Annotated in this window: 14 protein-coding genes and 1 tRNA gene; all 15 read right to left on the bottom strand. The window is 36.2% G+C overall.

What is annotated here, in order from left to right:
- Window positions 1–14 precede the first annotated feature (14 nt).
- The 15 genes from Q2T46_RS14550 to plsY all read right to left on the bottom strand — a co-directional run bounded on the left by Q2T46_RS14550 (window position 15) and on the right by plsY (window position 15,982).
- Entirely contained in the window at window positions 15–860 is an 846-nt protein-coding gene (locus Q2T46_RS14550; RefSeq protein WP_013298133.1) for a 3-hydroxybutyryl-CoA dehydrogenase, read from the bottom strand.
- 57 nt (window positions 861–917) lie between these two features.
- A complete protein-coding gene (locus Q2T46_RS14545; RefSeq protein ID WP_013298134.1) occupies window positions 918–1,910 on the bottom strand; it encodes an electron transfer flavoprotein subunit alpha/FixB family protein in 993 nt (330 codons plus the stop codon).
- Window positions 1,911–1,922: 12 nt separating this feature from the next.
- Entirely contained in the window at window positions 1,923–2,705 is a 783-nt protein-coding gene (locus tag Q2T46_RS14540; protein WP_013298135.1) for an electron transfer flavoprotein subunit beta/FixA family protein, read from the bottom strand.
- A gap of 13 nt (window positions 2,706–2,718) precedes the next feature.
- Window positions 2,719–3,861: an acyl-CoA dehydrogenase gene (locus tag Q2T46_RS14535; protein ID WP_303264906.1), complete on the bottom strand. Its 1,143-nt coding sequence runs from the start codon at window positions 3,859–3,861 to the stop codon at window positions 2,719–2,721.
- 40 nt (window positions 3,862–3,901) lie between these two features.
- The gene (locus tag Q2T46_RS14530) at window positions 3,902–4,684 is read right to left on the bottom strand and encodes a short-chain-enoyl-CoA hydratase (protein ID WP_150200735.1); all 783 of its coding nucleotides are present in this window, start codon (window positions 4,682–4,684) and stop codon (window positions 3,902–3,904) included.
- A 380-nt stretch (window positions 4,685–5,064) separates the two neighbouring features.
- Window positions 5,065–6,345 carry a nickel-dependent lactate racemase gene (larA, locus tag Q2T46_RS14525; RefSeq protein WP_303264907.1) on the bottom strand — a complete coding sequence of 427 codons (1,281 nt, stop codon included), beginning with the start codon at window positions 6,343–6,345 and terminating at the stop codon, window positions 5,065–5,067.
- Window positions 6,346–6,368: 23 nt separating this feature from the next.
- The gene (locus tag Q2T46_RS14520) at window positions 6,369–7,781 is read right to left on the bottom strand and encodes an FAD-binding oxidoreductase (protein WP_013298139.1); all 1,413 of its coding nucleotides are present in this window, start codon (window positions 7,779–7,781) and stop codon (window positions 6,369–6,371) included.
- Complete coding sequence (locus Q2T46_RS14515) at window positions 7,774–8,787, bottom strand: electron transfer flavoprotein subunit alpha/FixB family protein (protein ID WP_013298140.1); 1,014 nt, start codon at window positions 8,785–8,787, stop codon at window positions 7,774–7,776. The genes Q2T46_RS14520 and Q2T46_RS14515 overlap by 8 nt, the downstream gene beginning before the upstream one ends.
- A gap of 27 nt (window positions 8,788–8,814) precedes the next feature.
- The gene (locus Q2T46_RS14510) at window positions 8,815–9,612 is read right to left on the bottom strand and encodes an electron transfer flavoprotein subunit beta/FixA family protein (protein ID WP_303264908.1); all 798 of its coding nucleotides are present in this window, start codon (window positions 9,610–9,612) and stop codon (window positions 8,815–8,817) included.
- A 123-nt stretch (window positions 9,613–9,735) separates the two neighbouring features.
- Window positions 9,736–11,328 (bottom strand): L-lactate permease, encoded by a 1,593-nt coding sequence (locus Q2T46_RS14505; RefSeq protein WP_303264909.1) that lies wholly within the window; start codon window positions 11,326–11,328, stop codon window positions 9,736–9,738.
- 196 nt (window positions 11,329–11,524) lie between these two features.
- A complete protein-coding gene (locus tag Q2T46_RS14500; RefSeq protein WP_013298143.1) occupies window positions 11,525–12,232 on the bottom strand; it encodes a FadR/GntR family transcriptional regulator in 708 nt (235 codons plus the stop codon).
- A 436-nt stretch (window positions 12,233–12,668) separates the two neighbouring features.
- Window positions 12,669–12,744, bottom strand: a tRNA-Pro gene (locus tag Q2T46_RS14495).
- Between the two features lie 48 nt (window positions 12,745–12,792).
- On the bottom strand, window positions 12,793–14,271 hold the full coding sequence (spoIVA, locus tag Q2T46_RS14490; protein WP_303264910.1) for a stage IV sporulation protein A: 1,479 nt from the start codon (window positions 14,269–14,271) through the stop codon (window positions 12,793–12,795).
- Window positions 14,272–14,374: 103 nt separating this feature from the next.
- Window positions 14,375–15,367, bottom strand: a complete 993-nt coding sequence (locus tag Q2T46_RS14485; protein ID WP_303264911.1) for an NAD(P)H-dependent glycerol-3-phosphate dehydrogenase — start codon at window positions 15,365–15,367, stop codon at window positions 14,375–14,377.
- Window positions 15,368–15,382: 15 nt separating this feature from the next.
- Complete coding sequence (plsY, locus tag Q2T46_RS14480) at window positions 15,383–15,982, bottom strand: glycerol-3-phosphate 1-O-acyltransferase PlsY (protein WP_303264912.1); 600 nt, start codon at window positions 15,980–15,982, stop codon at window positions 15,383–15,385.
- Between the last annotated feature and the right edge of the window lie 13 nt (window positions 15,983–15,995).

Raw genomic sequence — 15,995 nt, 5'->3', positions numbered from 1 at the left:
TCCTCCTTAAAAGATTATTTGTATTCAAAGAAACCTTTGCCAGTTTTTCTACCCAGCAATCCGCCTCTTACCATCTTTTTTAGAAGTGGATGTGGTCTGTATTTCGAATCGCCGTACTCTTCATAAAGCACATTCATTATAGCAAGAACGACGTCATTGCCTATCAAATCAGACAATGCCAAAGGTCCTATTGGATGATTTGCACCAAGTTTCATAGCTTCATCTATGTCTTCTGCAGTTGCAACACCATCGGCAAGTATTCCAATTGCTTCATTAATCATTGGGATTAAAATCCTATTTACAACAAATCCAGGTGCTTCTTTGACCTCTATAGGTGTTTTGTCTACTTTTAAAGCCAATTCTCTGACGACATTAAATGTTTGCTCTGATGTCTTTAATCCTTTTATGACTTCAACAAGTTTCATTACTGGAACTGGGTTGAAGAAATGCATTCCTATGACTTTCTCAGGTCTTTTTGTCGCACTTGCTATTTCTGTTATGGATAGTGATGATGTATTTGACGCAAGGATTGTTTCCATTTTGCATATTTCATCTAGCTCTTTGAATATTTGTTTCTTGAGATCCATATTTTCTATAGCCGCTTCAACTACAAAATCTGCTTCTTTTGCGTCTTCCAAATTTGTTGTACCTCTGATTCTGCTTAAAATTTCGTTTTTCTCATCTGCTGTAATTTTCCCTTTGTCAACATTTCTTTGTAAATTTTTTTCAATTGTGCCAAATCCTTTTTCTACGAACTTCATATCAATATCGCGTAAAATTACTTCAAAGCCATTTTGTGCAAATACTTGAGCGATGCCTGAGCCCATTGTTCCAGCACCTATTACACAAATCTTTTGCATAAAAACACACTCCTTTTTATTTTTATTAAGGTCAACTGTCAAACTGATCAGCTGCCTTTATTTTAACTTTTTGATTTCCTCTATTAATACTGGTATTACTTTGAATAAATCCCCGACTATGCCGTAATCAGCAAATTTGAAAATCGGCGCGTCAGGATTTTTATTTATTGCGACAATAGTACCTGAGTTGCTCATACCTGCTAAATGCTGTATTGCACCACTAATTCCGCAAGCAATGTACAGCTTTGGTCTAACTGTCTTACCTGTCTGGCCAACTTGATGGTCTGATGTTATCCACCCAGCATCAACTGTTGCACGAGATGCGCCAACCACGCCTCCCAGTACGTCTGCAAGTTCTTTTATGATGTTAAATCCATCAGGTCCTCCAATTCCACGTCCGCCTGAAACGATAATGTCAGCTTCTTCAAGGTTCACTACATTTTTTGCTTCTTTTGCTATGCTCAATATCTTAGTTCTTATATCACTTTCATTAATATCAGCATCAAATTTAATTACTTTTCCATCTCTTGTATCATCTCTAATAGCTCTTTTCATGACTCCAGGCCTTACTGTCGACATCTGTGGTCTTTTGTCTGGACATTTTATTGTTGCCATTAAGTTTCCTCCAAATGCCGGCCTTGTTTGCAGTAGCAGTCCATTTTCGTCAATATCTAGCCCTGTACAATCTGCAGTAAGCCCTGTCATAAGTCTAGATGCTATCCTCGGTGCAAGATCACGACCTATAAAAGTTGCTCCATAGAGTATGACTTCTGGTTTATACTCTTTTGCAAGCTCAGATATTGCCTTTGCATAGCCCTCGGTTGTGTAATTTGAAAGAAGAGGATTGTCTACAACATAAACTATGTCAGCGCCAAAACTTATAAGATCTTTTGAAAGATTTTCTACATTGTGCCCTATTAAAACAGCTCCAACATTAACGCCTTTCTTGTCTGCAAGCTTTCTTGCCTCACCTAATATCTCGATGGCAACATTCATAAGTTTTCCATTTCTTTGTTCTGCAAAAATCCATATATCTTTATAATCGTTCATCCATCGCGCCTCCTATATCACATGTCTGCTGTTTAATCTTTCAACTAGATTCTGAACAGCTTCTTTTATATTGCCAGTAAATATTTCTCCAGCTCTTTCAGTATTTGGAGTTGACGTTGCTACAACCTTAGTTGGTGAACCTTTTAGTCCAAGTTCATTTTTATCAACTTCTAAATCATCTGCAGTTAAGATTTTAACTTCTTTTTTATTGTAAGCATTGAATATTCCTTTTATTGAAGGATACCTAGGCACATTAAGTTCTTTAATAGCTGTCAATAAGACTGGCGTCTTAACTTCAATGATTTCATATCCATCTTCAAGAGCTCTTTCAACTATGAGTTTGTCTCCTTCTATTTCTACCTTCCTTACATATGTTACCTGAGGTATGTCTAATTGTTCTGCAATTTGTGGTCCAACTTGTGCAGTATCGCCATCTATCGCCTGTCTGCCGCAAAATACAATGTCGTACTGAAACTTTTCAATTGCTTTTGATAGTGCTTTTGCAGTAGCATAAGTGTCTGCGCCTGCAAATGCTCTATCTGTCAAAAGATATGCTTCATCAGCACCCATAGCAAGAGCCTCACGTAATGCTACTTCTGCTTGTGTTGGTCCCATCGATATTACAGTTACTTTTCCGCCGACTTTTTCTCTTATCCTGATAGCTTCTTCTAAGGCATTTTTGTCATCAGGATTAATAATGCTTGGAACACCTTCACGTATAAGTGTCTTTGTTACAGGATCAATTCTAACTTCGTTCGTATCCGGAACCTGCTTAATCAAAACAAGTATATTCATAAGTGTGCCCTCCTTACATTTTCAATAGGTTACCGGAAATAACCATTTTCTGGACTTCCGATGTGCCTTCATAAATTTCTGTTATTTTTGCATCTCTCATAAATCTTTCCACTGGATAATCTTTTGTAAAGCCATAGCCGCCAAATATCTGAACTGTTTTTGTCGTTACAAACATTGCTGTTTCGGAAGCATGCAATTTTGCCATGGCGGCTTCCATTGTGTACGGAAGACCTACCTGCTTTCTCCAAGCGGCATTGTATACAAGCCATCTTGAAGCATTTATTCTCGTTGCCATATCAGCTATATACCATTGAATGCCTTGAAATTTTCCAATTGGTCTTCCAAACTGTTGTCTTTCCTTTGCATATTTTATCTCTTCATCTAAAGCAGCCTGAGCTATTCCAAGGGCTTGCGCTGCTATTCCTATTCTTCCACCATCTAGTGTAGCCATCGCAATTTTAAAACCTTCTCCTTCTTTACCAAGTAAATTTTCTTTTGGTACAATACAATCTTCAAACACAAGTTCGGCAGTTGATGAAGCTCTTATACCCATTTTTTCTTCAATTTTGCCAATGCTAAAACCCGGAAAATCTTTCTCAACTATAAATGCACTAATGCCTCTTGTGCCTTTTGATTTGTCTGTCATTGCAAAGATTATATATATGTCAGCTTTTCCTCCGTTTGTAATAAATATTTTTGAGCCGTTTAATACGTAGTGATCACCATCTAATACTGCAGTTGTCTGCTGTCCAGCTGCATCTGTACCTGCGTTAGGTTCTGTAAGGCCAAAAGCGCCCAATTTTTCACCTTTTGCAAGTGGCACTAGATATTTTCTTTTTTGTTCTTCTGTTCCCCATTGATATATTGGAAAACTTCCCAATGAAGTATGAGCAGATAAAATTACTCCAGTCGTAGCACAAGCTCTTGATATCTCTTCAACTGCTATGATATAGCTTAAGTAATCTCCTCCAGCGCCACCATACTCCTCCGGGTATGGTATACCCATCATATCATTTTGGGCCATCTTCTTAACTGTATCCCATGGAAACTCCTCTGTTTGATCTATTTCTTTTGCTTTTGGAGCAACTTCTTTTTCAGCAAATTCTCGTACAACTCGCCTCACCATTTCTTGCTCCTTTGTTAATGAAAAATCCATGAAACTACCTCCTTATTGATAAATTTATAGCAATTTTTCATTATTTGCTTTCAAAGTTAGGTGATCTTTTCTCTAAAAATGCACTCATACCTTCTTTTTGATCATTCGCTGCAAAACATAGCGAAAAATCTTCGGCTTCTATTGTATTACCTGTTTCAATATCTGTTTCTATACCCTTATTTATTGATTCTTTCGCAAGTGAAATTGCTATTTGACTTTTTGACATCATTTTTTTCGCGAGTTTTTTTGCTTCTTCAATGAGATCAGATAGTTCAACAACTTTAGATATAAGGCCTATTTTATATGCTTCATCAGAATTTATCATGTCACCTGTGAAAATAAGCTCTTTAGCTTTAGAAGTGCCTATAAGACGTGGTAATCTTTGAGTTCCTGAAAAGCCAGGTATTATTCCAAGTCCTACTTCAGGTTGACCAAATTTTGCATTTTTACTTGCAATACGTATGTCACATGCCATAGAAAGCTCGCATCCACCACCAAGTGCAAAACCATTTACCGCTGCTATAACAGGCTTACTTAGCATTTCTATCTTCCTAAATACTTTCTGTCCATAAAGAGAGAACTTCTTCGCTTCAAGTGGTGTCATATTACTCATCTCAGCTATATCAGCACCTGCAACGAAGGCTTTTTCACCGCTGCCAGTTATAATTAAAACTTTTATCTCTTTATCATTTTCAACTATATCAAGCACACTATCTAACTCTTTTAGTGTCTCATAGTTTAATGCATTTAAAGCCTTTGGACGATTTATAATGATGAGAGCTATCCCATCATCCTTATTTAATAAAACATTATTAAAATCCATTGAAATCCTCCTTTACATAATTTTATAGCCATCAGCAAGCAAAAAAGCCAGATAACAAGCTAAAATGAATTGCTTTTAAATCAGGTATTTGTTATGTTTTTATCAATTTCAAATTTATTATATACCTATTAACCGCAAGATGCAAGTAATTTTTGTTAATTTTTAATCAACTAATACCTCAAAATTACACTACTAGAGTGTAACTTAATGAAAAATAATATTTATATTAGTAAGCTAAGTGATTTGTAAAAGGCTTAATTTAAACCTCTTACAAACCACCAATGAAAATTATAAGAGCAGAATTTTTAAAGAATTTGTGAAATAATGTTAGTACAAAAATTAACCTTAAAATTATCTGTCATTTTAAATTGACAGCGTATTTATTTTTCCCTTACAATAACTGATACTCCATCTGGTATTACATTTATCTTAGAACTATTGTTAACAATGCTTTCTGCAATTTTTAACGCTTCACCTAAATCCTTTGCCGGTGTCATGAACATATCTTTTACATATCCATAGTTTTTGCTATCTGTCACCATGATGACTTCATGTTTCATTAGAATTCGGGCTAATATCTGTGCTTCCCATTGGTCAGGAAGCGTCTCGTTCCGGCCCCTCGAAAGAATTTTATTCATCACATCTTGTGGGTCTTTGGATTCCTTAAACCATCTGTAAAATTCTTCTCCTCCATGACCATCGGCACATTCTGCAGCAATGATTATGACACCGCCGTCTTTACATGCAGCCTCACCGGCAGTCATCCCTTTTACTGCCTGATAGATATTTTGATCAAGAGGATAGCCTCCATTTGATGTTATAACAATATCTGTGGGTTCTGCGTTTACTGTTGCAAGAGAACTTACGAATTCGCACCCTTTGTTATGGGCCATTTCCCTGTGGCCAGCAAATGCATTTACTATTTTGTGGTCTGAGTCTATGACGACATTTAAGATAAATGCGAGGTTAGCTTTTTCTGCTGCATAGATCATGTCTCTGTGTATTGGGTTATTTTCTAAAACACCTGTTCTAGCATACGGGTTTTTGATAAATTCAGAGCAATGGTTTGCCAAGATACATTGAGCGCTGGCTATTCCGGGCAGGATACTTTTTCTTCCACCGGAGAACCCCGCAAAAAAGTGGGGTTCTATAAAGCCTTCGGCAACTAACAAGTCTGCTTCCACTGCCAATTTATTTATTTCTAGTTTACCGCCTGATGGCAATGTACCTATCAATTCCATGTCTTCACTATTTCTCGAGTCATGAACTACAAATTGTTCATTTTCAACGAGATCTTCACCGAATTTTGCTTTCATTTCCTGCAATGTCGTTCCTCTGTGAAATCCTGTTGCAATTAAAATCTTTATATTAGCACTTTTGTTCTTCTTTCTTATTTCATCGAGAAGCAATGGTAATGTAATTTTGCTCGGTACAGGCCTTGTGTGGTCGCTTGTTATGATTACAATGTTTTTCTTACCTTCCGCAAGGTCTTGAAGCCTTTTTGTTCCTATTGGATTCTCTAATGCCCTCTTAACTATATCTTCTTCTGACATATTTACCTTATAGCTTCCAGCCTTTGACCTTAGTATACCCTGGATTCTCTCATCTGGTAAATCAAAAGCTAATTTGCTTTTGCCATAAGGAATTTCTATATTTGCCATAGAACCATCTCCAAAATAGTATTCTATATAACTTTACCAGGGTTCAATATATAATTTGGATCAAGTGCTCTCTTAATAGCTCTCATAACTTCGATTTGTGCTGGCTCTAATGCCATAGACATAAACTCTCTTCTCTTGTGTCCAATACCGTGCTCACCGCTTATTGTGCCACCTAAGTTAATTACTTCTTTGTAGAGCTCCGGCAATAATTTGTGGTGCAAGATATCAAGCCATTCTTCCATTGTGAATTTAGGATTTTTTACAGGGGTTGCATGAATATTGCCATCACCAGCATGACCGTAACAAGGTATAGGTACATCATATTTTTCAGATATCTTCCTAACCTTTTCCATAAATTTTGGTATTTCTGATATTGGAACGACGACGTCTTCAAGGCTCTGGTCAGGGCTATACTGCTTCCAAGCTTCAGCAATATTTCTTCTAATCTTCCATATCCTCTCAGATGTCGTAGCATTATCTGCGATATATACTTCAATTGCTCCATTTTCCATGCAAAGATTTCCTATTACTTCATACTGTTCTTCCAGCTCTGCTTTGCTGTTCCCGTCAAGCTCAATGAGAAGCATAGCACCTGCTTCTTCAAATGGTATCTTTTCATTAAGGTATTTACAAGAAGTCTTAAATGAAAGGTCGTCCATGAATTCGATTGATGTCGGTATAATCCTTCCAAATGTCATTATTTTAGGTACTATCTTAATTGCCGTATCTATATCTTTAAAAAGAACCAATAAATCTACCTTTGACTGCGGAAGGGGCATTAATTTTATATATATCTTCGTAAATATTCCAAGTGTTCCTTCAGAACCTACCATAAGATGTATAAGGTCATATCCTGTAACATCCTTCATACGTTTTCCACCAAGGTGTAAAATCTCCCCTGTCGGCGTCACAACTTCAAGTCCATAAATATACCTTCCTGTAACGCCGTATTTAACAGCTCTTCCGCCGCCTGCATTTTCTGCAACATTGCCGCCTACATAGCATGTCTCAACACTCATCGGATATCCAGCGTAAAAAAGTCCATCATCTTTAATTACATTATTTATTTCATTAGTAACAACACCGGGTTCTACAACCGCCATTAAATTATCTTTGTCTATCTCAAGAATCTTGTTCATCTTTTCGACTGATAGAACAATGCCGCCTTCAACAGGTACTGCACCACCTGATAGACCACTGCCAGCACCTCTCGGCGTAACTGGAATCTTGTATTTATTCGCAAGTTTCATTATCTTTGAAATTTCTTCTGCCGACGATGGTTTTACGACAACATCCGGCATATGTGCATAGGATTTCTCCGCTACTTCGTCGTGTGAGTATGCCTCCATAGCATCGAAGTTATTGTAAATAACATTTTTATTGCCTACTATCTCAATCAGTTCATCTACGATTTCAGGTGTCACTTTATTATACATTTGCTGAAGCCTCCTTTGCCTTGTATTCCTTTATTCTCTCTATCAAAAGCGGTAATACTTCATTCAAGTCTCCAACTATTCCAAGGTTTGCAAGATGAAATATCTGTGCATCGGGATCTTTATTTATAGCGATAATATTTTCTGATGTCTGCATACCAGCTATATGCTGCACAGCACCCGAAATGCCTGCTGCAATATACAAAGCTGGTGAAACCGTTTTACCGCTTAAACCAATTTGATGCGGATATGTCTTCCAACCCCTATCGACAACATCACGGGATGCGCCAACAGCACCGCCAAGAAGTTCTGCAAGCTCATCAATTATTGCAAAATTTTCCTCCTTGCCTACACCTTTGCCGCCTGCAACAATTACCTTGGCATCCTGTACTGTTACTTGCTGTGATTCATCTTTAATAAATCTCAAATATTTCGATTTTGTTTTAAATAGGCTTTCATCGTATTTTTTATAAATAACCTCGCCGTTGCGATTTTTGTCGGGTATTGCCGGCTTCATTGAGTGGGGTCTTACAGTTGCCATTTGCGGCCTCGTATTAGGTGTCTTTATTGTTGCTAAGATATTACCACCAATAGCCGGCCTTGTCTGAAGCAAATTTCCTGTTCCTTCCTCAATATCTAAAACCGTACAATCAGCTGTAAGACCTGTCTTCTTCCTTACTGCAACATATGGCATCAAGGTTCTTCCTGTTGTTGTCGCTGCTGCTATAAAAATGTCCGGCTTATATTCGTCAAGTAGTGCTATCAAAACATTTGCATATGATTCAACAAGAAAATTTTCAAGGTTTTTGTCATCTACCACGTAAACTTTATCTGCACCTCTTGCAATAAGTTCATCAATATCCTCTTTTTTGATGTCATAACCCAAAATAACTGATGCTAATGCCGTATCTAATTTCTGTGAAAGATTTTTGCCTCTATTTAAAAGCTCATATGATACACTGCTAAGTTCCCCGTGCCTAAATTCTGCTAATGTCCAAACTTCACCCATTTATTATTCACCCTTTCATCAAGTTTTCTAAATAAACTCTTTCTTAATAAGGTAGTCCATGATTTTGTCCACTGCTTCGTTTAACGTTTTCTCGTCTTTTACAACTATTTTTTCGCCTTCCCTTGTAACCTTAGGTGTAAATATTTTTACAACCCTTGTAGGTGACCCTTTAAGGCCGAGGTTTTCTTCATCTGCATTAATATTTTTTGGCCCCCATACTGGTATCTCCATCTTCTTTGCCTTAAGTTTTCCTCTTAATGTAGGAAGTCTTGGATCGCTTATCTCTTTTACAACTGTAAGTGCTGCTGGAAGTTCTAATTCTATCTCTTCATAGCCACCTTCTACAAGACGTCTAACTTTGATTTTCCCATCATTTAGTGATAATATTTCACTTGTAAATGTTGATAATGGAAGGTCTAAGAAAGATGCAATTCCAGGTCCGACCTGTGCTGTATCTCCATCTGTTGCCCTTTCACCGCAAATCACAAGGTCAAAATCGCCTATCTGCTTAATGCCGTTTGCAATAACATATGATGTTGCCCAAGTATCTGATCCTGCGAATTTTCTGTCTGATAGAAGTATACCATCGTCGCATCCCATTGCAATTGCTTCTTTAATTGCCTCAAGTGCTTTATCTGGCCCCATTGATATAACGATTACTTGTCCTCCAAACTTCTCTTTTAACCTTATAGCTGTCTCTATAGCGTACAAGTCAAGCGGGTTTATAATGCTCTCAACACCTTCTCTTACCATTGTCCCTGTCTCGGGATTCATTTTTACATTGCTTGTTTCAGGCACCTGTTTAATTGGTACAACTATTTTCATGTTTACACTCCTCTCCACATTTTAAATCATGCTCAACTGGTCTGACCAGTTTCTTTATTTATATTTTACATCAAGTATTATATTTTTGCAAGTCTTTATTTTATTAATATTGTTAAATTTCTGTTAAATCATATTACCTACTGCAAATATCAAAACACCTAGCAAAATGGCATATCCCAAACAGTACAGCAATGTCGAATTGAGAATACGCCCTTCTTTACCCACTAAACCTGTTGCAGATGCAGCAACAGCTATGCTCTGAGGTGATATCATCTTCCCTGCCGATGCACCAACAGTATTTGCAGCGGCAATCCATGCAGCATTAGCATGTATCTGCAATGCCGTTTGCTTTTGCAATGCGCCAAAAAGAATATTTGAAGATGTATCACTGCCTGTTATAAATGTCCCAAGTGCACCAATCAAAGGTGAAATAAACGGATATACTTTTCCTGTCGTGTCAGCTAAGGCTACTGCGATAACAGATATCATCCCACTATAACCCATGACTTTTGCCATCGCAACAATTGATGAAACGACGACTATTGTAGGTACTAACTGTTTTATCGTTTTTACAAATATCTTTAAAAGTCCCTTTATGCTGCTTCCTTGGACAAATCCGCCGATTATTGCGGATATAAACATAATAGTACCAGGTGTCGTTATCCACTGAAATGATGATGGTTTTCCATTTGGTCCAAAGTATATTTGTACTTTTGTTGCTATATCTCCTAAGAATTTAAGATCGGGTATTAGATTTACTGCCATTATAAGGACAAACAAAACAATATATGGTGTCCAGGCTATAAGCTGCTTCTTACCGCTTATTCTTTTATCATGATCATTTACTGCATTTGTTGAGGCTATTTCGCCACTTGCTTTTTCATCAGGGAAAAGCCAGATTTTTTTCACTGGTTTTATCTTAACATAGATGATAATAGACAAAAGTGATGCCAATGAACCAACAATTGCTGCAACTTCCGGTCCTACGAATACTGCAACGGCTGTTTGAAATAGTGCAAATGATATTCCACTGACTATGCAGGCACCTAAAACTTCTTTCAAATATTTAAAGGATTTCGTCATTATTATAACAAGAACTATGGGTAAAATAATTATAAACGGTATGAGCTGATATGCCGTATACGTTGTAAGCAAGCTCTCTTCAATACCTGTTACCTGTGAAAGTGTTATTATAGGTATTCCAATACCGCCAAAGGCAACGGGTACAGTATTTGCAATAAGACATATGACCGCAGCAAATAACGGATCAAAACCAATACCTGCCAATAAACTTGCTGGTATTGCAACAGCTGTACCAAAACCTGCTGCAGCCTCTAAAAAACCACCAAAGGAAAATGCGAGAATTAATGCCTGTATCCTTCTATCAGGAGATATTTTAGCCAACGTTTCCTTTATGATATTCATGCTGCCAGTTTCAACCGTCACGTTGTATGTGTAAATGGCAGCTATAATAACCCATACAATAGGCCATAGCCCAGTTACTGCACCTTCTAAAACCGATTGTGAAGCAAATTTTACAGGCATACCCCATGTAGTTATACTCAGCAAAATCGCCAATGCCAATGATATTAGTGCCGCAATATACGCCTTCATTTTAAACCAACCGAGGCTTATTAAAAGCCACAAAAGCGGTATAAATGCAACAATTGCTGAAAGCAGAACATTTGAAAACGGTCCTTGAATTCCTCCAGACATAACATCCCTCCATTCAATTGTTTGAGAAAAGATTATGGTATGTCATCGTTTACTTAAAGCATATCCTCACATTTCTTTTTCTATCAACCTCCCTTATCATCTGATTGTATGATGGCCTTACCAATATAGTTATTTAATAAAGAAAGCTTTCGCTTTCTAAAATTTTATTCAGTACTCAATAATTAATTATTAACAATCATTTCTCAAGTTTTAGCTTTCTAAGTTCTTCCTGCACAAAATTTATGTGCTCTATAACATATTCTCTTGCATCATCTGCTTTGCCATTTTCTATACTTTCTAATATATTTTTATGCTGTTGATAAAGAAGTTCTAAATTTTTAGGATTACTCATAAGTCTCTTTCGTGAATTTACTATATAATTATCTACTCCAATTGATAATGCTTCGACTATATCATAAAGTAGTTTGTTCTTGGTAGCCCTACATAATGCCCTATGAAAATTTTCATCTGCATATGTATTTTGATCTTCATCAAAATCTTTTCCCATCATTTCAAAATACTTTTTCATTTCTGATATTGATTCTTCATCATGCTTTTGTGCTGCAATATATGCGCTTTCGCTTTCAAGTATTTTTCTTAGCTCGATAAATTCTGTCTCATCATTTTCAAGCGCTAAAGCTAACGACATAGTCTCAATAATAGCATTTGATACATTATTTACAATATATGTACCTCCACCTGGTTTTGTTTCCAAAATTCCTAGTATTTCAAGTGCCGATAGTGCCTCTCTTATTGATGCTCTACTAACATTTAATATATCTGATAAATCTCTTTCGGATGGTAATTTGCTCCCTTTTGATAGATTGCCATTGTATATATTGACTTTTATCTGTTCTATAATATTTTCAAAAACTCTTTCCGATTTAACTGGCTTGAAATCCATTTTTATTCTCCTTTACTTTTATAATATCATGTGAATATGACTTTTACAATATTAGTTATATTTTTAACAAAACTTTCTAATTAATTAAAATTATTTATTTGCCTTTTTCTCTTACGTCGGACTGTAATATGAGCAAAGTTAAAATTTTATAATTTAATGGCATAACATAGATTTTGCTAAAAAAATAATTCATATAGAAAACAATATGCAAAAAGTTGATAAAAGTTGATAATGAACTTCTATTATTACCAGAAAAAAGAATTAAATTAAAGTCCTATAAAAATTCAAATCATCTCGTAAAATTTTGAGATTTATCAAAAGAAACAGTTTGTATTAAAGGATGAATTTAAAGATAAATATATAGATAATGTTTTTATTTAGCTATTTTTTATAAAAACAAAAAAACCGCAACTGCTTGCGGCAACTTACTTTTAAATGGTCTGAGTGACTGGATTTGAACCAGCGACCTCCAGAACCCCATTCTGGCGCGCTACCAACTGCGCCACACCCAGACATCTTACAATAAATATTATAAATCGTTAAGTTCAAAAAATCAAGTATTACAGTATAATACAGATTATACCCCCACCTCCGTCATTGACTATACGTTCTAATGTGTCTCTTAATCTTATGCTTACATTCTCAGGTATTTTACCAAGTTTATTCTGCATACCTTCTTTTACAAGGTCGCTTAAAGATTTACCAAATATATTTGACTCCCATATCTTGTCTGGATCATTTTCAAATTGCTCTGTAATGTATTTTACAAAATCTTCGCTTTGCTTTTCTGTACCAACGATTGGAGATACTTCTGTTGTCACATCTGTCCTAAATATGTGTAAAGATGGTGCAGATGCTCTTAGCCTCACCGCAAAGCTTCCACCTTGTCGCACTATCTCCGGTTTTTCAAACTCCATATTGTCAATACTTGCAGGAACTACTCCTACACCTTTCTTTTTTGCATCTTCTATGGCATCTTTTAGTTTATCGTACTCTGATTTTGCATATGATAATTCTTTCATCATTTTCATAAGATCTCTGTCTCCTCGAATTTCAAGGCCGCATTCATCACTTAATATCTTAAAGAAAAGACCTTCTTTTGTCTTTGCTTCTATATCTGCAATTCCTTCGCCTGGATCGATCTTTCTAACTATTACTTCTGACATGTTTTCATTTGATTTTATAATATCGGCCGTCTTCTTTATATCCCTCAGCCTAAATAAATCATTGATGCTTTGCTTTATAGAATTCATAATGCTTTGTTTCAGCCAGTGGTCATTTTCAAGTACATCGACCCACCTAGGAAGATCAATGTTCAGCTCGGTTATAGGGAATTCATACAACACTTTTTCAAGTATTTCTTTAATGTCGTCAGTTCCCATTTTAAGTACATTTACTGCTACAACAGGTACATCGTACTTTGTTTCCAACTCTTCTCCCAATTTTATTGTATCAGCATCTTCAGGATGCGTCGTATTTAACAGTATAATAAATGGCTTTTGTATGTCTTTTAATTCTTTCACAACTCTTTCTTCCGGTTCTACGTAATTATCTCTTGGTATATCCGTAATGCTTCCATCCGTAGTTACGACAAGGCCAATTGTAGAGTGATCGTTTATAACTTTTTTAGTACCAATTTCTGCAGCTTCTTCAAAAGGAATTTCATAATCATACCAAGGAGTAGTAATCATTCTAGGCTTATCACCTTCTAAGTATCCCATTGCCCCTTTAACCATATATCCTACACAGTCAACTAATCTCACGCTGAATCTGGTTTTTTCATTCAAAGATATTTCGACAGCCTTTTCCGGTACAAACTTAGGCTCTGTAGTCATAATCGTTTTGCCTGCTGCACTTTGAGGTAATTCGTCTTGAACTCTTTCTTTAAGGTTGGCATTATCAATATTAGGCAATACTAAAATATCCATGAATCTTTTTATAAACGTCGATTTTCCCGTACGGACAGGCCCTACTACACCGATATAGATGTCACCTTCAGTTCTTTCAGCTATATCCTTATAAATATCGTAATTGTCCACATCATTTCCCTCCTTTTTGTGCAATAAAATATTGTTTTTTATACTTTAACACTACATATATATGAGGGAAATGAACAAATATGAATAAAAAAGAGGACATAAATTATATATCCTCCATCTCGTGTTTTTTATTTCTCGTCATTAGCGAATAAACTGCTTCTCGCGGATCTTTTCCTTCAAACAATATTGAGTAAATTTCACATGTTATAGGCATTTCTATATTGTGCATTTTCGAGAGCTTATAGGCTGACTTAGTAGTGTTGACTCCTTCAACAACCATTCCAATTTCATCTAGCGTCTCATTCAAGGATTTGCCTTGTCCAATTTTTATGCCGGCTCTCCTGTTACGTGAATACATACTTGTACATGTTACAATAAGATCCCCCATACCAGTTAAACCCAAAAACGTCAATGGATCTGAACCCAGGGCTACGCCAAGACGTGTAATTTCAGCAAGTCCCCTTGTCATAAGTGCAGCTTTCGTATTGTCACCAAATCCAAGGCCATCTGAAATACCTGCGCCAAGGGCAATTATATTTTTAAGAGAACCTCCCAATTCAACACCAATCAAATCTTTATTTATATACAGCCTGAAATTCTCATCCATCATCACATCCTGTACATATTCACATGCGTTTATGTCATCTGATGATATAACACATGCCGTAGGTATGTGCTTGCATACTTCTTCTGCATGGCTTGGACCCGAAAGCACAACAACTGGATTATCTATCATCTCTTTTATAACTTGAGACATTCTTTTTAAGCTTGAAGTCTCTAGGCCTTTTGCCAAATTTACAATTATCGATTCTTTATCTATTACACCGCTTATTCTTTCTACAACACTTCTTACTGCATGTGACGGTACTGCCATCACTACAATCTTCTTATTTTCCAGCGCATACTCTATATCAGTTGTTATGCCAATGCTTTCAGGCAACCTTACATCAAGATATTTTTTGTTGTAGCCAGTCTTTTGAATTTCTTCTAACTGTTTTTGATCTTTTGTCCAAATACATACATTATGTCTCATCGAATTCAAATGAATTGCCATTGCCGTTCCCCAACTGCCGGCACCTAATACTGCTATGTCCATATCAGATATCCCTCTTTACTTAATATTAGTCTTTTGACCCAGCTTCGATTCAGTTCCATTAAGTAATCGTTTTATATTGGCTCTATGCTGAAATACAGCCAGTGATGTAATTATTATCGCGAATACTAGCATATTAGGTGATCTATAATAAATAATATTTAATAAAAGAAAAGATATAGCTCCCAAGATTGAACCCAATGAAACATATTTACTTATCGAAATAATTGCAATTCCTATTATCAACGATAAAATGGCAATAGCTGGATTTATACTTATTATTGCGCCAAAGCTTGTGGCAATACCCTTCCCACCTTTGAATTTTAAAAAAACAGGCCAATTATGTCCGCAAACGACAGCAATTCCAGCTATAAGTCCACCTAAATCTCCAGCTATCAATCTGCCTAATAAAACTGCTAAAACTCCCTTTAAAGCATCAGACAAAAATACTAAAAAGGCAACTTTAAATCCCAAAACCCTCATAACGTTTGTAGCTCCAGCATTGCCACTACCGTATTTTCTTATGTCCGTCTTTTTTATGTAATTAGTAAAAAAATAAGCGCTATTGAAAGATCCAATTAAATACGACAGTATCGCTACAATAATTATTTTTATCATGGATTCACCTCCT

It is taken from the genome of Thermoanaerobacterium sp. CMT5567-10 (genome assembly GCF_030534315.2).
Lineage (GTDB): Bacteria > Bacillota > Thermoanaerobacteria > Thermoanaerobacterales > Thermoanaerobacteraceae > Thermoanaerobacterium.
This window is presented reverse-complemented; position numbering and strand designations above follow the sequence as displayed.

Coding starts and splice junctions, on each gene's coding strand:
- Q2T46_RS14520 (WP_013298139.1), bottom strand. CDS start 7,781: ATGTATAATAAAGTGACACCTGAAATCGTAGATGAACTGATTGAGATA.
- plsY (WP_303264912.1), bottom strand. CDS start 15,982: ATGATAAAAATAATTATTGTAGCGATACTGTCGTATTTAATTGGATCT.
- Q2T46_RS14515 (WP_013298140.1), bottom strand. CDS start 8,787: ATGGGTGAAGTTTGGACATTAGCAGAATTTAGGCACGGGGAACTTAGC.
- Q2T46_RS14545 (WP_013298134.1), bottom strand. CDS start 1,910: ATGAACGATTATAAAGATATATGGATTTTTGCAGAACAAAGAAATGGA.
- larA (WP_303264907.1), bottom strand. CDS start 6,345: ATGGCAAATATAGAAATTCCTTATGGCAAAAGCAAATTAGCTTTTGAT.
- Q2T46_RS14535 (WP_303264906.1), bottom strand. CDS start 3,861: ATGGATTTTTCATTAACAAAGGAGCAAGAAATGGTGAGGCGAGTTGTA.
- Q2T46_RS14510 (WP_303264908.1), bottom strand. CDS start 9,612: ATGAAAATAGTTGTACCAATTAAACAGGTGCCTGAAACAAGCAATGTA.
- Q2T46_RS14485 (WP_303264911.1), bottom strand. CDS start 15,367: ATGGACATAGCAGTATTAGGTGCCGGCAGTTGGGGAACGGCAATGGCA.
- Q2T46_RS14505 (WP_303264909.1), bottom strand. CDS start 11,328: ATGTCTGGAGGAATTCAAGGACCGTTTTCAAATGTTCTGCTTTCAGCA.
- Q2T46_RS14530 (WP_150200735.1), bottom strand. CDS start 4,684: ATGGATTTTAATAATGTTTTATTAAATAAGGATGATGGGATAGCTCTC.
- Q2T46_RS14550 (WP_013298133.1), bottom strand. CDS start 860: ATGCAAAAGATTTGTGTAATAGGTGCTGGAACAATGGGCTCAGGCATC.
- Q2T46_RS14500 (WP_013298143.1), bottom strand. CDS start 12,232: ATGGATTTCAAGCCAGTTAAATCGGAAAGAGTTTTTGAAAATATTATA.
- Q2T46_RS14540 (WP_013298135.1), bottom strand. CDS start 2,705: ATGAATATACTTGTTTTGATTAAGCAGGTTCCGGATACGAACGAAGTT.